At 55.4% G+C, this 20,989-nt stretch carries 18 protein-coding genes and 1 tRNA gene; 7 read left to right on the forward strand and 12 right to left on the reverse strand.

Going from position 1 to position 20,989, the window contains the following annotated elements:
• Positions 1-28: 28 nt before the first annotated feature.
• The 8 genes from WC359_07830 to WC359_07865 form a co-directional block, all read right to left on the reverse strand.
• Positions 29-790 carry an AAA family ATPase gene (locus WC359_07830; protein ID MFA5400331.1) on the reverse strand — a complete coding sequence of 254 codons (762 nt, stop codon included), beginning with the start codon at positions 788-790 and terminating at the stop codon, positions 29-31.
• A 3-nt stretch (positions 791-793) separates the two neighbouring features.
• Positions 794-2,707, reverse strand: a complete 1,914-nt coding sequence (locus WC359_07835) for an NADH-ubiquinone oxidoreductase-F iron-sulfur binding region domain-containing protein (GenBank protein ID MFA5400332.1) — start codon at positions 2,705-2,707, stop codon at positions 794-796.
• A gap of 12 nt (positions 2,708-2,719) precedes the next feature.
• Positions 2,720-3,181 (reverse strand): NAD(P)H-dependent oxidoreductase subunit E, encoded by a 462-nt coding sequence (locus WC359_07840; protein ID MFA5400333.1) that lies wholly within the window; start codon positions 3,179-3,181, stop codon positions 2,720-2,722.
• Positions 3,181-4,548 carry an acetyl-CoA decarbonylase/synthase complex subunit gamma gene (acsC, locus tag WC359_07845; protein MFA5400334.1) on the reverse strand — a complete coding sequence of 456 codons (1,368 nt, stop codon included), beginning with the start codon at positions 4,546-4,548 and terminating at the stop codon, positions 3,181-3,183. The genes WC359_07840 and acsC overlap by 1 nt, the downstream gene beginning before the upstream one ends.
• Positions 4,549-4,559: 11 nt before the next feature.
• On the reverse strand, positions 4,560-5,789 hold the full coding sequence (gene cdhC / locus WC359_07850; GenBank protein ID MFA5400335.1) for a CO dehydrogenase/CO-methylating acetyl-CoA synthase complex subunit beta: 1,230 nt from the start codon (positions 5,787-5,789) through the stop codon (positions 4,560-4,562).
• Positions 5,790-5,882: 93 nt separating this feature from the next.
• On the reverse strand, positions 5,883-7,970 hold the full coding sequence (locus WC359_07855) for an acetyl-CoA decarbonylase/synthase complex subunit alpha (GenBank protein MFA5400336.1): 2,088 nt from the start codon (positions 7,968-7,970) through the stop codon (positions 5,883-5,885).
• Positions 7,971-7,979: 9 nt separating this feature from the next.
• Positions 7,980-8,885: an acetyl-CoA decarbonylase/synthase complex subunit delta gene (locus WC359_07860; protein ID MFA5400337.1), complete on the reverse strand. Its 906-nt coding sequence runs from the start codon at positions 8,883-8,885 to the stop codon at positions 7,980-7,982.
• A gap of 14 nt (positions 8,886-8,899) precedes the next feature.
• Positions 8,900-9,778 (reverse strand): dihydropteroate synthase, encoded by an 879-nt coding sequence (locus tag WC359_07865; protein MFA5400338.1) that lies wholly within the window; start codon positions 9,776-9,778, stop codon positions 8,900-8,902.
• Between the two features lie 108 nt (positions 9,779-9,886).
• Between WC359_07865 and rnhA the strand changes: the two genes are divergently transcribed.
• Both rnhA and gyrB read left to right on the forward strand, forming a co-directional pair.
• A complete protein-coding gene (gene rnhA, locus WC359_07870; GenBank protein MFA5400339.1) occupies positions 9,887-10,345 on the forward strand; it encodes a ribonuclease HI in 459 nt (152 codons plus the stop codon).
• 168 nt (positions 10,346-10,513) lie between these two features.
• Positions 10,514-12,433 (forward strand): DNA topoisomerase (ATP-hydrolyzing) subunit B, encoded by a 1,920-nt coding sequence (gyrB, locus tag WC359_07875; protein ID MFA5400340.1) that lies wholly within the window; start codon positions 10,514-10,516, stop codon positions 12,431-12,433.
• An 11-nt stretch (positions 12,434-12,444) separates the two neighbouring features.
• Here the strand turns inward: gyrB and nadD are convergent, their stop codons facing one another.
• The 3 genes from nadD to dnaA form a co-directional block, all read right to left on the reverse strand.
• A complete protein-coding gene (gene nadD / locus WC359_07880; GenBank protein MFA5400341.1) occupies positions 12,445-13,047 on the reverse strand; it encodes a nicotinate-nucleotide adenylyltransferase in 603 nt (200 codons plus the stop codon).
• A gap of 4 nt (positions 13,048-13,051) precedes the next feature.
• Complete coding sequence (gene obgE, locus WC359_07885) at positions 13,052-14,110, reverse strand: GTPase ObgE (GenBank protein ID MFA5400342.1); 1,059 nt, start codon at positions 14,108-14,110, stop codon at positions 13,052-13,054.
• Positions 14,111-14,300: 190 nt separating this feature from the next.
• Positions 14,301-15,662: a chromosomal replication initiator protein DnaA gene (gene dnaA, locus WC359_07890; protein MFA5400343.1), complete on the reverse strand. Its 1,362-nt coding sequence runs from the start codon at positions 15,660-15,662 to the stop codon at positions 14,301-14,303.
• 246 nt (positions 15,663-15,908) lie between these two features.
• On the opposite strand from dnaA, the gene fmt reads away from it, so the two are divergent.
• The 3 genes from fmt (at position 15,909) to mazG (ending at position 18,409) form a co-directional block, all read left to right on the forward strand.
• Complete coding sequence (fmt, locus tag WC359_07895) at positions 15,909-16,844, forward strand: methionyl-tRNA formyltransferase (protein MFA5400344.1); 936 nt, start codon at positions 15,909-15,911, stop codon at positions 16,842-16,844.
• Between the two features lie 63 nt (positions 16,845-16,907).
• A complete protein-coding gene (locus WC359_07900) occupies positions 16,908-17,603 on the forward strand; it encodes a zinc metallopeptidase (GenBank protein ID MFA5400345.1) in 696 nt (231 codons plus the stop codon).
• Positions 17,604-17,611: 8 nt separating this feature from the next.
• On the forward strand, positions 17,612-18,409 hold the full coding sequence (gene mazG, locus WC359_07905; GenBank protein MFA5400346.1) for a nucleoside triphosphate pyrophosphohydrolase: 798 nt from the start codon (positions 17,612-17,614) through the stop codon (positions 18,407-18,409).
• A 10-nt stretch (positions 18,410-18,419) separates the two neighbouring features.
• Here mazG and WC359_07910 read toward each other — a convergent pair.
• Positions 18,420-18,496 (reverse strand) — tRNA-Pro (locus WC359_07910).
• 61 nt (positions 18,497-18,557) lie between these two features.
• Here WC359_07910 and WC359_07915 point away from each other — a divergent pair.
• Both WC359_07915 and WC359_07920 read left to right on the forward strand, forming a co-directional pair.
• Positions 18,558-19,748: a cofactor-independent phosphoglycerate mutase gene (locus WC359_07915; GenBank protein MFA5400347.1), complete on the forward strand. Its 1,191-nt coding sequence runs from the start codon at positions 18,558-18,560 to the stop codon at positions 19,746-19,748.
• Between the two features lie 21 nt (positions 19,749-19,769).
• Complete coding sequence (locus WC359_07920) at positions 19,770-20,987, forward strand: aspartate kinase (protein ID MFA5400348.1); 1,218 nt, start codon at positions 19,770-19,772, stop codon at positions 20,985-20,987.
• Positions 20,988-20,989 lie beyond the last annotated feature (2 nt).

The following is a 20,989-nucleotide window of genomic DNA, read 5'->3' on the forward strand; positions in this document are numbered from 1 at the left end:
ACATCCGCAAGCTGTTGAATTTAATAACCTATCGAACCTTCAGCCGGAAAAGGATCTCCTGCACCGCCCGTCGGAAGCTGGAATCAAGCGGCAGCGCTGTAAGAGGTTTCCCCTTAACGTCCAGGTCGAAGATATTAGGGTCCTCCGGTATCGTAGCGAAGAGCATCAGCCCCGATTTATCCACAGCCTCCTTAAATTCCACAGGCAGGCCGTTGCGCAGGCGGTTGACTATGAGAAGGACGCCCCCTTTGATATTGGTGCGTATCTCCTTGCTGAGCTCCTGCAGGCGGACGCAGGTGTTAAGCCCGCGCATGGTCGGATCGGTCACGGCCAGCAGGAAATCGATATCCTGCGTGGTCTGCCGGCTGATATGCTCCAGACCGGCCTCGCAGTCCATCACCACGTAGTCATAGCTTTTGGCCAGCTTGTCGATGGAGAAGCGTATCATGTGGTTGGCGGCGCAGTAGCATCCTGGCCCCTCGGGACGCCCCATAGCCAGAAGGTCGAACCTGTCGGTCTCGACCAGCGATTCGTGAATGCGGGCGTCGAGTATCTCCTGCTTGGAGATAGCCATGGTCAGGCGGCCCGCTTTGACTTCGTCCGTCATCTTCTCGCGCGTCCTGCCCACCGTCCCCGTCACGCCCACTCCCAGGGCATCGTTAAGGTTGGTGCTGGGATCGGCGTCCACCGCCAGCACCGCACCCTTATTGGACAGAAAGTCAACCAGTACGGCAGAGATGGCGGTTTTGCCCACGCCGCCCTTTCCTGCAACAGCGATCGTTATGGTCATGCTTTACGGCTCCTTTGTATCCGGCCTGGTACGCCGGTCTGCAGGTACGAGTCTAACCGGCGAAAGCCTTATCACAGCATTATACTCCGCGGGGCAGACCAGCTCACAACTGCCGCACTTGGTGCATTTGAGCTGGTCCACCACTTTGAGGCCCTTATCATCGCTGAAGACGGCCTCAACCGGACAGGCCAGCACGCAGTGGTCGCAGCCCTTGTAGCATTTCTCGGGGAGTATATAGTAGGCCGTAAGCTCTTTGCAGACGCGCGCCGGGCAGCGCTGCTCCAGCACGTGAGCTTCATATTCCTGGCGGAAGTAGCGCAGTGTGGTCAGCACGGGGTTGGGCGACATCCTTCCCAGCCCGCACAGAGACCCTGTCCGTACATCCTCGGCCAGCTTACCCAGCGCTTCGATCGATTCAGGCGATCCATTGCCCCGCGTAATATCGTCCAGCAACGAGTGCATGTGGTAGATGCCTATGCGGCAGAAGGTACACTTCCCGCAGGACTCCTGCCGGCTGAAATCCACGAAATATTTGGCGGTGTCCACCATGCAGTTATCCTCATCCATGACGATAACGCCGCCCGAGCCCATGATGGCGCCCGCGCACTTGAGCGAGTCAAAATCTATCTGTGTATCGAGCAGGTCGCCCGGAAGGCAACCGCCGGACGGTCCTCCGATCTGCACAGCCTTTAATTGCCTGCCGCGTTTTATTCCACCTCCGATATCATAAACCAGCGTGCGCAGCGAAGTCCCCATGGGCACCTCGGCCAGGCCCGTGTTCTCCAGCTTGCCGGCCAGCGCAAAGAGCGCCGTACCCCGACTATTTGCAGTACCTATATCGCGGAACGAGCGCCACCCTTTTTGCAGGATGGCGGAAACGCCGGCCAGCGTTTTAACGTTGTTCACCAGTGTGGGCCTGCCGCGCAGGCCGGACTGCGCGGGATAAGGCGGCCGGTGCTCCGGCCATGAGCGCCCGCCTTCCATAGCCGCTATCATGGCAGTTTCCTCCCCCGATACAAAAGCGCCTGCGCCCCTGACTATCTCGACCATAAAGCTGAAATCCGAATTCAGGATGCGCCTCCCCAGCAGACCTTTAGCCCGGGCCTGTTTGAGTGCAACGCTGATCCTGTCTATGGCCAGCGGATACTCCTCCCTGATATAGATATATCCCTTACTCGCTCCAACGGCGTAAGCGGCGATAATCATCCCCTCCAGCACGGCGTGCGGATCGCTCTCAAGGAGGACGCGGTCCATAAAAGCCCCGGGGTCGCCCTCGTCGGCGTTGCAGATCACGTATCTATTACTGCCCCCCGCCTGCGCACAGGCCGTCCACTTGGCCGCTACGGGATATCCCGCCCCGCCGAGGCCGCGCAGCCCGGATTTTTCAATCTGCCTTATTATCTGCGACGGCTCCATCTTTAACGCCTTTGCCAAACCCCGGTACCCTCCGCCGGCAGCATAGTGATCTATCTCCAGCGGTGAGATGTAGCCGCAATTGCGCAGCAGTAACCTCGATTGATATTGGAAAAGGTCAAGCTCGGGGATGTAAACAGCGTCGCCGTTACCTCCTGTCACCGTGCCCAGCGCCAGCTCCAGACAGGGGTCATCGCCCCTGACGTACCCTTCGACAAGCTGCGGCACCGACTGAGGAGTGACATGATGATAGCAGACGGAGAAATCGCCCGGCTTGATGATGACCACCAGCGGCTCCTGGGAGCACAATCCCATGCAGCCGACCTCCCAGGCCCGCGCCTTATCTTTGATATCTTCAATTTCGCGTCTGAAAGCCTCAAGCACAGCCATTGAGCCGGCGGCGCGGCCGCAGGTAGCCGTCCCCACCAGGATATGTGTGATTTTGTCCGAATACGGCGAACTTACCTTATTTTGAGAGCGTGTGCGGATCATGCTGTGTTTCATTACCGACCTGCATCACACTTCCGCTTCAGACTGAGCCTTGATCTCCACGAGAGTTTCCTCCACCCCGGGCGGCGTCATTCCGGGATACACCTTACCCTCTATAGTCACGACCGGCGCCAGCGCACAGCAGCCGACGCAGGCTACCCTTTCCAGGCTGAATTCCCGATCTTCGCTGGTATCGCCGACTTCGATTTTCAACTCGCGGGCCATGGCCTCCAGCACGAGCTGTCCGCCTGCCAGGTGGCAGGCCGTGCCCATGCACACCCTGACAGGCTTTCTGGCCGGTGGTGTGAAGCGAAACTGGTTATAGAAGGTGGCCACGCCCCACACGGTCGCTGAGGACATTTCAAGAAATCCGGCGACCTTCAGCATGGCTTGATCGGAAAGATAGCCGTCCCTGGACTGTATTTTCTGGAGGATATCAATGAGGTGGCTGCGATGCCGGCTCGATGCAGTCAGAATCGATGAATACATCACCCTTTCCAGCTTTTAACCAGTCCGGGCAGGTAAGCGGGTATCTCGTTGGCATCGCCCGGGCCTACGATTATCTCCCAGTCGGGCAAGGCCTCGGTGAGCTCATTGCGGATGCGGGCAACCTTGCCGGGTATGACCAGGCGCCGATGCTTGACCATCCCCTCCACACCGCATTTCCTGATGAAGGGTGCGATGCTGTCGCCGCTGAACTTGCCGGCTGCCCAGGCCGTGAGCACACCCAGCCCTCCCGTCTCTTTGACGCACAGCCAGGACGGCACCTTGCTGGCCTCGATCTCCGATGCAACGATGAAATACGTCAGCGCCCAGTTGGTCGTCACCAGCACAGGCGACGCTGAGTCCGGGTCGTTGATGGGATAAACCTTCTCCTCCATGGACATGGGCATGCGGGGATCGGTATAAATATTCAGCCTCTGCACCAGCAGGGGCAACAGCGTATGCTCATCTATATCCGAAAGAACGATGATGCCCGCGTACTTGGGGATGAACATAGCGGCCAGTAGCATCTCACGCCTTTTATCCGCAGTCATGAAGCAGGGAAAGGCTACAGTGGGATATCCCAGCAGCCGGAAGCCCTGCTTGAGAGCCGCCCTGCGGATCAGCGTCTGATCGCGCAGAGCAGACTGCATATCCTTCGAGCCCGGGTCCAGCAGGACGTCCTCTATACCGGCATCCCTGAGCCGCGTGGTGATGGGTACCAGCGATTCAACACCGGCAGCCCTGACTACCAGGGGCGCAGGCCTCGCCTTTACCGCACCGACCACCTTATCCAGGTTGTGCACTGTGACAGGATAGAGCAGCGGCCTCCTGTCAGCACACATTTCATGCGCAGCCAGAAGGGCATCTGTGTCTTCGCTGATCAGCATCAGAGGACAATCAGTCGCGGAAAGCGCCTTCCTTATCAGCCCGGTGAATCTGGCGCGGTCGCCGGATTTGCACTGCACGGCCAGCAGGTCGGCTTTGAGGGTCTTGCCCACCCAGCTATACTGCAAGCCCTTGAGTTTCCTGATCCTGTCGTCAACAACGTTGTCCGGCAGATCGTCCGAAACCAGCACGGCGATGCCCGGCTGGTGGACGAACGTCTTCTCATGTCTATAGAGGACGGTCTCGTCTCCGATCACGAAGGCGCCCGCTCCCGTACCGATAGTGACGGGACGGATGGGAGGCGCCAGCGCGTCCTCCAGCTCGCTCCTGACCTCCGGCGCCAGATACGGGCATTTATCGATGGCGATGCCGCCGGATGCCAGCTTCATAGCGAAAGCGAAGCAGGTGGGCAGGCCGCATTCCTTACAGTTCTTCTTCCCGCCCTCGGGCAGGCGCTTGACTATATCGGTACCTTTGATTGCCAAAGTATTCTCCTTTATTGAGGTAATCTAACCCCGCCTTTGACCCAGGGATGGCCTGCGCGGTCGAGGAAAGCAACCAGCTCATCGATGTTGGCAACATCGTTCTCCGTGGCTATTTTACCCTGCAGGTCCATGGGGCAGGCATCCCGGTACATCTCCTGTATGACGCGCGGCATCCAGACGATGCGGTACCAGCCGCCGTCGGCCTTGAGGAAGCTGGGTGAGCGAAGGTACTCCAGGGCGATGCCCAGAAAGCCCTCCACCTGCCTTCCTCCGCTGGTATCGCCGGCCATGGTGGTGAAAGATGCGCCGGCCACGGTATCGCCTTCGAAATCCCGGTTAACGATGCCTAATGCATCCACCTCCGGTATGTAAAAGCATATCGCCTGGAAGCAGCCGCAGGACGTGTGGGGATATCCGAAGGCGCTGTGTAAAAAGACTTTGTCATAGGCGCCCATGGACTTTTCCAGCGCCAGTTTGTCGGCGCCGCTGTATTCGCCGCGCACCGGATCAATGATGTCGCCTTTGGCAACGGCCTGTATCGGCCCCTCCGGATCCATCTGATAGGCCGCCTTACCGTCGAACCAGTTGATGGCGCCGCAGTTAGCGATACGCTCAGGTGTTATACAACAAATATGTGTGGGGGCGAAACTCTGGCAGAGGGCGCAGCTGTAGAATTCCTGCACATCCGCCTCGCGCAGGCCCCTGATCTTCTCATCGCGCGCACGGTATACGCTTACGGCCCCGGGCAGCAGTTCCTCGATCCTTTGCGGATCGGTGACAAACGTGACCTGTATCTTCTCGATGATCTCTATCTCCGATGTGTAAAGGAATATCAGTATTTCTCCCAGCGTCTTGAGCGATCTCAGCCCCTTGTTAAATGAGGCCTTGTTGAGCCGCATCCAGACGTCCTGACGCTGGTTCATGTGGTAAAAACCTTCAATGTAGTTCAGGTAAAGGTGCAGCCGCCGCTCCAGGACAGGCTCTATATCCCTCTCCAGACGGCCGCCGGCCACTTCCACCAGCAAAACGATGGGCTGGCTGCTCCCCTCCGCCATATCGGGAAGGTCCGGCCCGATTACCTCCACCTTCTCATGTGTAACATCTCCGGCTTTCCGGATGGAGACCAGTTCGAACTTGGTTTTCACATTAGGCCCGCCCAGCTCGACACGCATATCGGCCTTGCGGATAACCTCTCCCTCATACTGGGGCCCGATATCGACCGGAAATATTCCGTCAGCCATTACACTTTCGCCTTCCCTTAAAAATCATTCCCGCTGCTTAAATTAATATTATATCCGCACATACCCGGCTTATCCTAATGCATACTGCCGGTATTAATGCACGACTTCATCCAACGTGACCCGGGAGGGATAAGTGCCGACCAGGGTGGGCAGCGACAGCACGGGTTTCTCTCCCCAGCCGACCTCGTTCAGATGCGGCTGCAATTCCTTCTTAAAGAAGATCGGAATATCCGAGGCTTTCCTGATGAACAAATGGACATCGTCCGGCAGCTTCCCGAAATACTGTTTGTGCAGGCCGATATAGTGCGTAAGCTTGGTTGCCCTGCCCTGCGGCGTATCATTCCTGCGCATGCACAGCTTGGCCAGCGCTACAACGGCGGAACCTTTGTCAGCCAGCAGGTTGATGAGGTGCTCGGGAGAAGGCTCCCCCGTATCCACGATCCTTTTTTCGCGACCGTCCATCACGCTCCAGTCCGTCTCTCCCGGCTTGCTCAAATAGAGGCGACCGTACTTGATACAGCGCGGGCCGACCACGACGGGTATACCCAGCCGGTTACAGCCGGTGGCCAGGGCAAGCTCGTCCTCGCCGCAGGCGCCCCAGGCCAACCCGCAGGCGCCGACCCGGTTGAGGATATAATCCGCCACTATCTCGTAGTTGGCGCGCAACGGCAGGGCGGCAAAGATGCTGGCAATTTTTATGGCCGCGCCGCTGATGTGCGCAGCGGAGGCGCCGGAGCCTATATTGATCACTCCCCCGGCATCGAAATCGGGTGGATATCTTTCATAGATGGACTTTCCCTCAGCGTCGGTTTTAAGGGCTGCCGCAATGGCTGAGTCCCCGGCCAGCGCGACCACGTACTTGCGTTTGGCAAATTCCTCTGCAATGTCCGCAATGTCATCGGGCGATCCCGGGTAGTTCGATCCTCCTACGATGGCGATAACCCCCGGTATGGTCCCCAGCACCAGCGGCGCCCCGACCTTTCTTATTTCGGTATCCATAACCGGTCCGCGCCCAATCCGCATCTTGCCGGACTTAGGGAGCAGCCCTTGTGCCTGAGAGGCCGCTTTACCGCGGGAGGCAGAGAGCCTGAGCGCTGCTTCCACCGCCACGGAAGCCGCTTTGACAGGATCGGATACCAGCAAAGCCTTATCCTGCTGCAGCGCGATCAATATCTCCTCGGTATCGCCGGCCGACCGGTCTTCCAGGCCGTAGGCCGCCGCCGCATCGGTAGCAATGAAGGCCGTGCCCGCTGCCCTCGTTTCGGCTGCGATATCGGTCAGCAGGTTGCCGCCGCCGCCCAGCACGACGTCCGCACCGCCGCTGCGTAATAAAGGGGCCAGGCCGGAGAGCGTCCCTGCGATTTTAGCCAGGGGGCTGTAGCGTACCAGGTCATGGGCAACCGGTCCAACGCCGGCGACCTCTATCTTGCCCTCCAGGTTGCTGTGCCTCAAGTAATCAACCAGGTATACGGCCAGGACCGTATCGCTACCGGCCACAAGAATAATCGGCTTCGTTTTATCCACCGACGCCCAACCCACATCGACAAAATCAGTATCCGCTCTGGAAGAGGGAAATGCGAATCCGGAGCAGGCGGCCAGCTCCTGTGCCTCCATCGCGACGTGTGCAAGCATTGAGGCATGCATGGCCTTGGATTCCAGATCTTCGATAGAAGCTTCGCAGCCCACATTGCCGGAGGCTAGCAGCAGGGCAAGCTGATCTTCAATGTAATGCAGTGTTTTCTCCAGGTCGCCCAGCACGGCCGGCTTCATGCCCAACACCGTCCTGATATGCGGGGCTTCTATTCCGACTTTTTCGCCCAGGTAAATCGGCAGATCCCGTCCCTTCCCATCAACCAGTGAATCTATAACCCTGCGCGCCCCGGCCAGTGTGCCCGCCAGCCCCGCACAGCAAGCCCTGAGTGTAAGCCGGGACTGCATGGCCCGGGCATCCATCCCGCAGACGCCCCTGCCGGCGTCCGACAGGTCGCATTCACCATAGTTGCAGAGGCTGCATTTATCCGTGACGGGCACATAGAACGGTTTCCAGGTTCGAAGCAGACGCCTGTCCCAGTTCCTTAACTCCAGCATGCCCGGCAGCGGAGTATGACCGATCGGCTCCCAATTATCTTCAGCCCTGATAAAATCCCCCGCCTCCCGTTTCTGCCTCTCGTTTCTCACCACGAAAGCCTCCTATATTTTGCCGTCGATCGCTTCCTTCAGCAACCTGCAGTTATCCGGGTGTCGGAGCACCAGTATATCTGAGCCTGCTAATAGCAGGCTCATAGCCGTAATGCTTTCCCAGAGCATGCCCTGCTCGCCTTCTGACCGGGCCTGGTTGGTCTTCCAGCATTCTCGGCCCAGGTCAGCGATAACAGGCATCTGCATGGCCGCATCACCGTATATAACGCCTACCTGCCTGGTCCGCTCCATTATGGTGAAGCTATACTCCATTCCGTAACCGAGCGCAGAGCTCAGCGGATCGATGACTATTCGTTCGGGAGGGAGCTGCTTGAGCAATTTCACGTTAAGCTCTTTCTCCAGGTTTATATCTATGGGAGTCTGGGCTATAACGCAATGCCCATTGTCGGCAACCGCCTTCAATATAGCCTCGTAATTCTCCTTGACGGCCGGGCCCAGCAATAGATTCTCGTCTTTGCAGGCCTCTGCAATCGCCGTCAGCACCTCAACATCCTTTTTATCATCCCCGCAACCATAGACTATTAATGGGGAGTCCAATTCCTGAGCCATCAGTTTGACCAACGCGGCGGCTTCCACCGCAGTTTTATTTGCTCCGTTCGGATCGGTTCCCTCCAGGTGCAGGCAGACCAGATCCGCGCCCAGTTTCAGACAGCGCGACCCCCACTTAACCGGGTCGTGAACCACGTCTTTGAAAGGTTCTACAGCGCTCCCGGCCCAGCCGGCGGCTCCGTTATCATCAACTTCGAGCGCCACCGCGGGCCTGTTGGCGGCATTGCCCTCGAAATGGTGCAGGGGCAATATATTGCTGCCACCGATCTTCAGGCTCTTTCCACCCCTGCCTATGGTGATCTCCCTGATTCTGCCCGTATATTTTTCCAGGGGCGCTTTATATTCCATAAGGTTTACCTCGTCTAACCTTCCAGCCAGGCATGCGAATAAAGCGTATCCCCCATCAGCACCCTGGCAGTTTTTACATAATTCTTCTCATTCTCGGGCAGCGCGTCAGCGTCGACCGTCTCTCCATCCATCACCCTGTGAATAAGCACCCGTATATCATTCAAGCTGCCTCGATTAAGGTCGATTAGCTCCTGATCCAGAACGTCTGCTATGGCAGAGTAGAGTCCGTTCCTTTCCAGCATAACCATATAAGTGCGATTCAGGATGCCGCGCAAAGGCGTCGGCGTGCCGTTGGATACGTTTGAAAGGCCGACCACCGATTTCACGCCCGGCAGCAGATCCGGCAGTATCCTGATGAATTCCAGCGCCTCGCGCACCTGTTTCTGATCGGCGCTTACCGGCAATACGATGGGATCCACCCAGATGTCCTCGTTATCGATGCCCAGGCTATTGGCATAAGCCACGGTCTCCATGATGCTTTCGACCCTGGAATCGACATCGGGCGGGCATCCCTTATCCGTGATAACTGAGATAATCACCTGCGTGCCGTATTTGACGGCCAGCGGCATCATTTTTTCTCTGCTCTCCGCCTTACCCGACGCCGAGTTCAAAAGGGCCCGCTTTCGGCATAGCTTCAATCCGGCCTCCATGGCCAAAGGGTTCATGGTATCCAGAGATATCGGCAGGTCGGCGACTGCCTGAACGGTATCCACCAGCCACGAAGCCACCTCTTCCGGCTCTTTGCGCGCCGGGCCCAAATTCAGATCGAGATAGTCAGCCCCGGCCAGGGCCTGCGCCTTTGCCAGATCCTGTATGGGCGCGCTATCCCTGTTCTTGACGGCGTCGCTGACTGCCCTGGATATGATATGAATGTTCTCGCCAATTAAGATCATGGTATATACGACGAAAATGAAATTACGTGAATTCTAACATCGATTATATTGGGTCGGCAAGGAAATACCGTCCGCTCGCGCAGGTTCAAAATAACGTATAATTGGTACATGCCGGGCAGCGATAAAATTATTGTCTATTGCGACGGCGCCTGCTCGGGGAACCAGTATCACGTCAATACCGGTGGGTGGGGCGCCGTACTGCTTCAGGGCAGCCGCTTAAAAGAGATCCATGGCGGCGAGAAGAATACCACCAACCAGCGCATGGAGCTGACCGCCTGCATCAGGGCGCTGGAACAGATCAAATCGGGGAAATATGCCGTTGAGGTCTACACGGACAGCGCGTATCTGGTCAATTGCATGCAGAGAAAATGGTACGCGACCTGGCAGCGGAACGGCTGGCATAACGCCGCCAGGAAACCGGTGGAAAACCGCGACCTATGGGAGAAGCTCCTCTCGCTGACATCCTTATATAAGGTAAAGTTTATCAAGGTCGCCGGACATTCCGGGAACAAACTGAACGAGCGGGCGGATGAGTTGGCCCGACAGGGAATATATGAGACTAAATAACCAGCCCGAGGCTGATGCATTTCCACGCGGGATATGCTATACTATTGTCTGAAATTGCAAGTCCTTGTGTGCTTCGATTGAGCAAACACAATATATTGTGATGCTTATCTTAATACCTCGCTTGCCGGGAGATTTTGGACGGGCGACATTCAATTTGAGAGATAAACCATGACCTCTGAACAGATCAACGGTTCCAACAACGGCGACTACAATGCAGAAAACATCCGTGTCCTGGACGGACTGGAAGCGGTGCGCATGCGTCCCGGCATGTACATCGGCGACACCGGCAAGGACGGCCTTCACCACCTGGTCTACGAGATAGTTTATAACAGCATTGACGAGGCGATGGCCGGCTACTGCGACAGGATACAGGTCACGATCAATGCGGATAACTCAGTAACAGTCTCAGACAACGGCAGGGGAATACCTGTCGACGTCCATCCGGAAAAGGGCATATCAGCCCTTGAGGTGGTAATGACAACCCTGCATGCCGGAGGCAAATTCGGCGACGGTGCCTACAGCGTCTCATCCGGCCTGCACGGTGTCGGCGCATCGGTGGTCAGCGCACTTTCTTCCTGGCTGAGGGCCGAGGTGAGCAGAAACGGCAAGGTCTGGCGGCAGGAGTACAAGGTGGGCATCCGCCAGGCGGACGTCAAGTCCGTGGGCAAGACCGACCAGACAGGCACCACCATCTCGTTCATGGCAGACACCGAGATATTCGGTGAGATCAGCTATGATTTCAATCAGCTGGCTGAACGCCTTCGTGAGCTCGCTTTCCTCAACAAGGGCACCGAGATCAACCTCAGGGACGAGCGCACGGATCGCGAAACCACCTATTTCTTCGAGGGCGGCATCGCCAGCCTGGTCAGGCGCATAAACAAGAACCGCCAGGTGCTGGATAAGTCCATCTACATCTCCGGGCGGGTCAACAGCACCGCCGTAGAGATCGCCATTCAGTATAACGACGGCTATTCGGAGAACGTGACCGCTTTCGCGAACTGTGTTAATACCAAGGAAGGCGGCACACACATGACAGGGTTCCGCGCAGCCCTGACCCGCGTGCTCAACGATTACGCCAGAAAGAACAAGTTCCTTAAAGATAACGACCCCAATCTATCGGGCGAGGACATCCGCGACGGCCTGACGGCTGTTGTCAGCGTGAAAGTCGCATCGCCCCAGTTTGAAGGACAGACCAAGGCCAAGCTGGGTAACCCGGAGGTCAAGGGACAGGTTGAATCGGTGGCCAGCGACCAGCTTAACGAGTATCTGGAGAAGCACCCCGACGAGGGTAAATCGATAATAGACAAGTGCCTGCTGGCCGCCAAGGCCCGTGAGGCTGCCCGCAAGGCGCGCGACCTCATCCTCAAGAAGACCGGCCTCGAGTTCGGCACTCTTCCCGGCAAGCTGGCAGACTGTGCCAGCAACAATCCGAAAGACTGCGAATTATACCTGGTTGAGGGCGATTCAGCCGGCGGCTCGGCCAAACAGGGTCGCGACCGCAATTTCCAGGCCATCCTGCCCCTGCGCGGCAAAATACTTAACGTGGAAAAAGCCGCCAAGGACAAGATCTTCGATCATGAGGAGATAAGGGCGTTGATCACCGCACTGGGCACCGGAATCAGCGACGGATACGATTACAACAAGCTACGCTACCATCAGGTCATCATCATGACGGATGCCGACGTGGATGGGGCTCACATCCGCACCCTGCTTTTGACCTTCTTCTACCGCAACATGTTTGACATAATCGACAAAGGACACCTTTTCATCGCGCAGCCGCCGCTGTACCGGCTGGCATCCGGCAAGCAGCAGCACTGGGTCTACTCGGACGCCGAAAAAGACGCCAAGATGGCCACCATGAAGAGCAGCAAGGTGGACGTGCAGCGCTACAAAGGTTTAGGCGAGATGAGTCCCGAGCAGCTGTGGGAGACAACCATGAATCCCGCCACACGAACTTTACTCAAAGTGCGCGTCGACGACGCCATGAAAGCCGACGAGATATTCCATATATTGATGGGCAGCGAGGTCCCGCCCCGAAAATCCTTCATACAGGCCCATGCCCGCAGCGTCAAGAATCTCGATATATAGGCTCTTCTATATCAGGCCGTATACAGTTTGTGCTCAACGATATATAGCGCCACAGCATCGGGCACGAGATAGCGCACCGACTTCCCCTCTTTCACTCTCTGCCTGATGCAGGTGGAGCTTATACTCAAACAGGGTTCATCCATATAGATGATCCTTTCGCTGCTTCCCGGCATGGCCTTTTCCAGCTCTGCGAGATCGGGCTTTGCAGCTCCGGGACGCGGGAAAGCCACGATCCTGACCATCTTTAATAGGCGGTAGGGCGCCTTCCAGGAAGGCAGCTCAGCTACGCTGTCCCAACCCAGCAGCAGGGACAGCTCTGAGTTTTGCCCTATTTCTCCCGCCAGTTGCTCGACAGTGTCGACCGTATAAGTGGGGCCCGGGCGATTCACCTCGATCGATGAGAGGCTGAAGGATGGATTTGAATCTATGGCTAGGCCTACCATCTCGACTCTTTTCCCGGCACAGGTGACTGTATGCGCGGATTTCATCCAGGGATCGCCGGCCGGTACAAAGATTACCTTATCAAGTTGCAGCCCAACCCTTGCCGTCTCGGCAATGATAAGATGCGCCATGTGGGGCGGATCGAATGTGCCGCCCATTATTCCTAATTTCATTATTTTAGCGTATATCTACGGGTTTCGGCCTGAAGATCACTTCCGCCGCCTGTTCGCCGGACGACCTGTGCTTTATTTCCAATACCATGCTGTGCGCCTGTGAAACCAATGTATCCAGGCCGATCTTACCCAGCGCTGATATCATTATACAGGGCGCCTCGATGCCGGCCAGACTTTTCTTAACATAATCTTCCTTAGCTTCGATATCTATGCTGTCTATTTTGTTGACTGCAATGATTGCCGCCTTCTGAGCCAGATTACCGTCAAATGCCAGAACCTCGTTCCTCAACGTCTTAAAGTCCCCTTTTAGATCGGTAGAACCTGCATCCAGCAGATAAACAATGACAGAGGCACGTCCGGCCTGATAGAGAAAAGTATTCCCTAACCCTTTTCCGAGGCCGGAATCCCTGGTGAGTGCGGGCATCTCTACCCAGGTCAGTTTATTTACGCCGTCGTCAACCACGCCCAGCACGGGCGCCCGTGTAGTAAACTGGTAATCGGCGATCTCCGGACGGGCTGATGAAAGTGCGGAAAGCAGCGTCGACTTTCCGCTGTTGGAGAATCCGATTATACATACGTCGACGACCAGGCTCACTCTGAGTATTATGTCATGGTGCTGTCCTTCCTCACCCCGCTGGAAAACCTTGGGAGCTTTCCGGGTGGAAGTTGCATAGTGCACATTACCCTTCCCTCCTTTTCCTCCTCGGGCCAGCAGCACCTTTTGACCATCCTTGATCAGATCGGTTACAACCATCTCACGGCCCTTTTCCTTGATAAATACGGTAGTTCCCATCGGCACCCTGATCGACAGGTCCCCGGCATTTATTCCGTGCATACGGTTCTTGCCCCCGTCCCCGCCGTTGTCCGCCTTAAAAAGACGTTTATGTTTAAAAGATGACAGGCTCTCAACACCACTGTCGGCATATAGATATATATCTCCCCCCTTGCCCCCATCGCCCCCATCCGGACCGCCGAAAGGCAAGAATTTTTCCCTCCTGAAACTGGCCAGGCCGCTTCCTCCATGGCCGGCCTTAACCTGTATTTCTACATTATCAACAAACATATCTTTTATTGTATTTTATTCTATCTGTAGGTTATATGTAAGTTTCATAGTAATCATTATAAGGAGGTTGACTATGTGGAAGACAATACCAGCTAATAACAAGATCAGGTTAGTAGAGGGAATCGATGTTAAAAAGTGGACGGAAGTTATCAACAAAAAGGGGGAATTTCTCCACAACCAGTGAACAGGACTAAGAAGAACCGCGGGATTTCAACATTAACCGGATATCTTCGATGGACTTGCTTAACTGAGAATCGGAGCTTATATTCAAGGCAATCCTGTCATAACCATGGATGACAGTTGAGTGGTCGCGATTGCCCAGAATCCTTCCGATCTCGGCGAGGTTGGTGTGGTTCTGCTGGCGCAAAAGGTACATTACGATATGACGGGCCCGTGAAGTCTTAAGATCCCTTTTCTTACCAGTTATGTCATCGGGCGGGATGGCGAAATAATCCGCCACGGCGTTTATAACGGCTGCGGCAGTATAATTCCCGCTGCTTTGTCTGGTAGCCGCTATCAAATCATTAAGAAATGCCTTGACGGCATTGACATCAAGGGTCGTGTTATTCATGCGGGAATAGGTAGAAAGGCGAATGAGCGCGCCCTCCAGAACCCTTACGCTGCCGTGGAAATTGGTTGCAAGGAAATTGAGGATATTGTCATCGAACTTAATTTGCATGAGTGACGATTTCAGATCAAGTATGGCCAGCCGCGTTTTATGGTCGGGAGGATAGATATCGGCCACCAGCCCACCCTCGAGGCGGGAGCGCAGGCGCACATTAAACGACTCGATCTCTCTGGGAGGCCGATCGCAGGATATTACGATCTGGCGATTATCCGCTAATAAGTCGTTAATAATATGGAAAATACATTCCTGGGTTTGATTTTTCCCGCTGAGGAACTGTATATCATCGAGCAGGAGGATATCCGCTCTGCTGAATTTAATCCGGAATTCCTCGGCCTTTTTGTTGCGTATAGCTATGATAAACTCATTGGTGAATTGCTCGGCGCTCATGTACAGGGCATTCACCCCTCTGGACCGGGCCGCCTGCCCGATCGCGTGGAGAAGATGAGTTTTGCCGGTGCCGGTGCTGCCATATATAAATAGAGGATTAAACACTCCTCCGGGATTCTCGGCTATCTCCAGCGAGGCCGTATAGGGTAAAAGATTACAGTCGCCCGCAACATATGTATCAAAGGTGAATTTGGAATTCAAGCCGGTTGTCCTGGACGCAGCGGGACGTTCCTTCACGCTGGTCCCTCCATCGGTCAATAATCTATTCCTGCCGGGAGCAGGATCACGGTTTATCGCCTGTACCTGGAAAACAACTTCGGTAATTCTGCCCGTGATAGTTGACAGTATCCTGCAGACCACGGAATACAGCCGGCCTTTAAGCCATTCCGCGATGAAGGTCGAGGGAACAGCGACCGTGAAGACGCCGTTATCGTAGTCAATTCCCCTGGAATCCTTAAGCCACGTATTATAATTAGCTTTGCTTACCTGGATCTGCAGTTCGCCCAGGGCCGCCTGCCATATTTTATCAGCTTGCATTCGCCTCTTAACCGTACTATATTTTTGTTCGTATATCCCGTAAAAAGAGAAAAAAGTTCCCCCAGTGGAACGACAAATGCAGACTTTTCGTTTAGATAGTGTAAAAACCGCTAGAGCTTTGTTAGTGTCTGCTGAACATGCCGCGGTCCTCTCCCCAAACCGTAGATAGATTACCACAGGCTTCTTCGACAGTGTCAATGGTTATTTTGACATAACGGAAAAAAACTTATAATTTTTTAGTAGATTATGAAAGTTGTATTTATGGGATCACCTGCTTTTTCGCTGCCTGCATTGCGGGCGTTGATATTGAATGAATATGAGGTTAAAGCAGTATATACGCAGCCGGACAAAAAGACGGGGCGCGGTCAACGGATTGCCGCCTGTCCTGTAAAACAATTTGCCGCAGAAGCCGGACTGCGCGTGATCCAGCCCGAATCATTCAAAGATCCCACAGAGGTGGAAATGCTAGCCGGCTTGAAGCCTGACATAATCATCGTAGCGGCCTACGGTCAGATATTACCGGAGGAGGTTCTAAAAATCCCACCTTACAAATGCATTAACGTCCATCCGTCGCTGCTGCCCAAGTACAGGGGGCCTTCTCCTGTAGCAACCGCCATACTCCAAGGCGATACACAGACCGGCGTTTCAATTATGCTAATAGAGAGGAAAGTCGACAGCGGGCCTGTCATTGCACAGGCGGCAGTAGATATAAAGGATGATGATACCACCGGGTCATTGACGGGACGGTTAGCGGAAACAGGCGCTGAATTGCTGATGGACATACTGCCGGGCTGGGCCGCAGGGACCATACAACCTGTTGCACAGGACGAAACCCAGGCCAGCCATACGCGCATGGAAAGGAAAGAGGACGGAACACTGGACTGGAGCTGGACGGCGGTACAATTATGGCGCAAGGTGAGGGCCTGCAATCCCTGGCCGGGAAGCTATGTTGAATGGATGAACGCCAGAATTAAGATTATGGAAACCATCCCGCTGCAGACGGTGGAAAAAGGCACAGTGGGGCAGGTTGTTGAATTGCCCCGGGGAGAAGTGACACGGGTGGCTGTCAGGACCGGTGACGGATTGCTCGGTCTTATCAGGATTCAACCGGAGGGCAAACGTGAAATGACGGCGTCAGATTTCATGGCCGGGCACAAAAATTTCATCGGCAGCATTCTTTGACTTAACCGCCATCGCGAAATAAACTTATTAAGTATTAATCAAATCGATGGAGAAATAGCATAGATGTTGCTTTACCTTATATTAATGGCGCCCGCCCTGATATTCATGATATATGCGCAGATCAAGGTGAAATCCACCTACGCTAAATATTCTAAGGTTTACAACCAGCGGGGAGTGACCGGCGCCCAGGCTGCGATGCAGTTGCTGAGAGCCAACGGAATGGCGGACATACCGGTCGAGACCGTCAAGGGTAAATTGACCGATCATTACGATCCCTCCAAAAGAGTGCTGAGGCTTTCTCCGGAAGTTGCAGGAACACCTTCCGTTGCCGCAGTCGGCATTGCGCTTCACGAGGTCGGCCACGCCATGCAGCATAAAACGAAGTATGCCATGATGGGCTTAAGGTCCGCCCTGGTACCCGCCGCCAATATCGGCAGCACACTTGGATGGATTCTGGTATTCGGCGGCCTTCTGCTTATGGGTCTATCGCAGGTATTCGGCGAGATGGTGGCCATAGCCGGCATACTGCTTTTTACAGCTGCAGTACTGTTTACTCTTATTACGCTGCCGGTTGAATTCAACGCCAGCAACAGGGCCCGGCAAATGATCAGGGAAACCGGCCTGCTGGTGGGGCAGGAATACGAGGGGGCAAGCGCGGTTCTATCCGCTGCGGCCCTGACCTATGTGGCTGCCATGCTGCAGGCCGTGGCACAGTTGCTCTACTTCATCCTTCTGGTATTCGGCGGCAGGCGGGATTAAGCCGGAGCATGGCCAGCGAGACATCGGGATTCAACGAAGCAGAGCTCGATAAATTCGAGACCTTCAGAACAATTGTAGAGCGTTTACGGGGGGAGGGCGGTTGTCCCTGGGACCGACGGCAAACGCATGACTCTCTCAAGAAATACCTTATCGAGGAAAGTTATGAGGCTCTGGAGGCGATCGATAATAACGACACGGCGGCCCTCAGCGAGGAACTGGGCGATCTCTGGCTGCAGATAATGCTTCATTCTCAGATCGCCCGCGAAGCGGGGGAGTTTTCTCTCGAGGACGTACTGCGCAGTATTAACAGCAAAATGATCAAAAGGCACCCGCATGTCTTCGGAGGCAAGGAGATCGCTGGCGCCGAAGAAGCTTCTCTCAGCTGGCAGGAGCTTAAAGAAAGTGAGAAGAATGGAAATCAATCACTTCTGGGCGGCATACCCGGCAGTTTGCCGGCCCTGGCATACAGCCAGACTGCGGGACGCAGGGTGGCTGCCGTGGGTTTCGATTGGGAGAATGCCGACGACATCATAGATAAGCTGGTCGAGGAGGTGGCGGAGCTGAAGAACGCCGCAACGCAGGAAGAGAGGAACCATGAATTCGGTGACGTGCTGCTGGTGCTCGCCAGTGTGGCCCGCCATATGGATGTGGACCTCGAATCAGCACTGCGCCTGGCTAATGCCCGTTTCACAAGGCGATTTCAATATATCGAGCAGGTCTGCCGTGAACGGGGTCTGGACCTGCGAGGCATGAAGCTTAGCGAGATGGATTCCCTCTGGGATGAGGCGAAGAGAGAAGTGGGATAAGGATCGTGGCTGGTCGGGGAGAGAGGACTCGAACCTCCGACCTCAGCGTCCCGAACGCTGCGCGCTAACCAACTGCGCTACTCCCCGCACGGGTTAAATATTATAGTCGGCTTTAACTTTTAGGGCAACAATTGTAAACTTACTGGCTATGAAATTTTGCATAGTCATAGTGGACGGCGCCTCCGGCTGGCCTCTTGCCGAGATGGGTAATAAAACATGCCTCGAGGCAGCGTACACCCCCAATCTCGACCTTATGGCCAGGCAGGGGTACAGCGGCATGGCATTGACCATACCGCCGGGTATGGAGCCGGGTAGCGCGCCGGCGTGCATGTCTGTGCTGGGTTATGACCCCACGGTCTATTACAGAGGGAGGAGCGCCATCGAAGCCCGCAGTGTGGGTGTCCCCATTAGCCCGGGAGATGTAACATTTCGCTGCAATCTGGTGACGATAATCGAGGGTAAAATGGTTAGCCACAGCGCAGGGCATATCAGCACCGGGGAAGCCACGGTTATCATTGATACACTGAATGAGAAACTGGGCTCGGACGAGCTTAAATTCTTTCCCGGCATCAGCTACAGGCACATCTGCAGGATAAGCGGCCGGGAGGATACACTGATGGCTCTCTGCACACCCCCGCATGACATAACCGATCGCCAGGTGCAGGATTACCTTCCGCGCGGGCGCGGAAGTGAGATTTTATGTGAACTGATGAAAAAATCTGAGAGCGTGCTGGCCGGCCACCCGGTCAATGAAGAGCGAAAGAGGCGGGGCAAGCTGCCGGTGACCTCGATATGGCTTTTCTGGCCCAGCGGCCGCGTGCCGGAGATGCCTTCTTTCCGGGAGTTACGTGGCCTCCGGGCATCGCTCACGTCGGGTGTCGATCTGCTGCGCGGGCTTGCTATGATGGCCGGCATAGAGGTGCTGCATATCGATGGCGTCACCGATAACCTCGATAATGATTTCGCAGCCCAGGCTGAAGGGGCGCTGCGATCGCTAAAAACCGGCGACCTGGCTGTTATGCATATTGAGGCGCCGGACGAGATGGGACACAGGGGCTCGACAGCCGACAAGATAAAGGCTATCGAGTTGATCGACAGGGAGGTCATCGGCAGGCTGCTGGACTGGAAGGGCGGGCAGATCAAGGTGCTGGTGATGCCGGACCATCCCACGCCGATCGAGCTTAAAACGCATTGCGCCGAGCCGGTTCCCTTCCTCATCTGGGGCGGGGGAATAAAACCCAACGGGGCAGCCCGCTTCACAGAAGCGGAGGCTGGCTGCACCGGTGTCTCCGTTGAGCCGGGATTTAAACTCATGGATATTTTCTTGAAGGATAAATAAAGAAGGCAGGCAAAAACAGATATGGCGATAGTAGTGCAGAAATACGGTGGCAGCTCGGTGGCCGATGCCGATAAGATCCGAAACGTGGCACGCAGGATCGCGGCCTCGTTCAAAAAGGGCAATAAAGTCGTAGTGGTGGTATCGGCCATGGGCGATACTACTGATGATTTGATCGAGCTGGCCAATAAGATCAATCCGAATCCTGAGCCGCGCGAGATGGACCTGCTGCTATCCACGGGAGAGATAGTTTCCAGCACCCTTCTGGCCATGGCGCTGCACGCCATGGGTTACAGCGCGGTAGCCCTCAGCGGCCAGCAGGCTGGAATTTCCACGGACTCGGCCTTCAGCCGGGCCAGGATAACCGGCATAGAGCCGGAGAGGATTATAAAAGAGCTGGATAAAGGCAATATCGTCATCGTTGCCGGTTTCCAGGGCATGACTCCCGACAATGACATCGCCACACTGGGCAGGGGCGGCTCAGACACGACGGCGGTAGCTCTGGCAGCCAGCCTGAAGGCCGGGGTATGCGAGATATATACCGATGTTGAAGGAGTTTATACGGCAGATCCCCGGCTGGTGCCGGAGGCTCGCAAGCTGGAAGAGATAGGCTACGAGGAGATGCTGGAAATGGCTACTTCGGGCGCCAGGGTAATGCATCATCGGTCGGTGGAGCTCGGCCAGGTATTCAACATACCCATTCTGGTGGCATCCAGCATGGTGGAGAAACCAGGCACGATTATTCACGGAGGAAAAAGAATGGAGCAGAAAAATAAGGTAAGGGGCATTGCCCACGATATGGATGTGGCCAAGATCACTATTACCGGTGTACCGGACCGGCCCGGTGTAGCGGCTGCAATTTTTACACCGCTGGCAAAGGCCGGTATAAGCGTGGAAACCATAGTTCAAAATGCCAGCGCCAATAATATCACGGATCTGACCTTCACCATTATTAAAAAGGATATCCCCAGGGCCATGAAGATAATTGCTCCGGTAGCCAAGGAAATAGGCGCCAAAGAATGCCTCAGCGACACCAAACTGGGCAAGGTCTCGATAATCGGCACGGGTATGCAGAATACCCCGGGCTACGCAGCCAAGATGTTCCAGACCCTATTTGCGCAGGGCATAAATATACAGATGATAACCACTTCCGAGATACGGATTACCTGTATTATAGCGGAGGACAAGGTGAAAGACGCCGTTAGAGCCCTGCACAAAGCCTTCGAGCTGGATAAAGGTTAGGC

It is taken from the genome of Dehalococcoidia bacterium (assembly GCA_041653995.1).
Taxonomy (GTDB): domain Bacteria; phylum Chloroflexota; class Dehalococcoidia; order GIF9; family UBA5629; genus CAIMUM01.

What these genes read in the sequence shown, in the direction of transcription:
- WC359_07830 (MFA5400331.1), bottom strand. Translation starts at nt 790, where the DNA reads ATGACCATAACGATCGCTGTTGCAGGAAAGGGCGGCGTGGGCAAAACC.
- WC359_07835 (MFA5400332.1), bottom strand. Translation starts at nt 2,707, where the DNA reads ATGAAACACAGCATGATCCGCACACGCTCTCAAAATAAGGTAAGTTCG.
- WC359_07840 (MFA5400333.1), bottom strand. Translation starts at nt 3,181, where the DNA reads ATGTATTCATCGATTCTGACTGCATCGAGCCGGCATCGCAGCCACCTC.
- cdhC (MFA5400335.1), bottom strand. Translation starts at nt 5,789, where the DNA reads ATGGCTGACGGAATATTTCCGGTCGATATCGGGCCCCAGTATGAGGGA.
- WC359_07860 (MFA5400337.1), bottom strand. Translation starts at nt 8,885, where the DNA reads ATGGAATATAAAGCGCCCCTGGAAAAATATACGGGCAGAATCAGGGAG.
- WC359_07865 (MFA5400338.1), bottom strand. Translation starts at nt 9,778, where the DNA reads ATGATCTTAATTGGCGAGAACATTCATATCATATCCAGGGCAGTCAGC.
- rnhA (MFA5400339.1), top strand. Translation starts at nt 9,887, where the DNA reads ATGCCGGGCAGCGATAAAATTATTGTCTATTGCGACGGCGCCTGCTCG.
- gyrB (MFA5400340.1), top strand. Translation starts at nt 10,514, where the DNA reads ATGACCTCTGAACAGATCAACGGTTCCAACAACGGCGACTACAATGCA.
- nadD (MFA5400341.1), bottom strand. Translation starts at nt 13,047, where the DNA reads ATGAAATTAGGAATAATGGGCGGCACATTCGATCCGCCCCACATGGCG.
- obgE (MFA5400342.1), bottom strand. Translation starts at nt 14,110, where the DNA reads ATGTTTGTTGATAATGTAGAAATACAGGTTAAGGCCGGCCATGGAGGA.
- dnaA (MFA5400343.1), bottom strand. Translation starts at nt 15,662, where the DNA reads ATGCAAGCTGATAAAATATGGCAGGCGGCCCTGGGCGAACTGCAGATC.
- fmt (MFA5400344.1), top strand. Translation starts at nt 15,909, where the DNA reads ATGAAAGTTGTATTTATGGGATCACCTGCTTTTTCGCTGCCTGCATTG.
- WC359_07900 (MFA5400345.1), top strand. Translation starts at nt 16,908, where the DNA reads ATGTTGCTTTACCTTATATTAATGGCGCCCGCCCTGATATTCATGATA.
- mazG (MFA5400346.1), top strand. Translation starts at nt 17,612, where the DNA reads ATGGCCAGCGAGACATCGGGATTCAACGAAGCAGAGCTCGATAAATTC.
- WC359_07915 (MFA5400347.1), top strand. Translation starts at nt 18,558, where the DNA reads ATGAAATTTTGCATAGTCATAGTGGACGGCGCCTCCGGCTGGCCTCTT.
- WC359_07920 (MFA5400348.1), top strand. Translation starts at nt 19,770, where the DNA reads ATGGCGATAGTAGTGCAGAAATACGGTGGCAGCTCGGTGGCCGATGCC.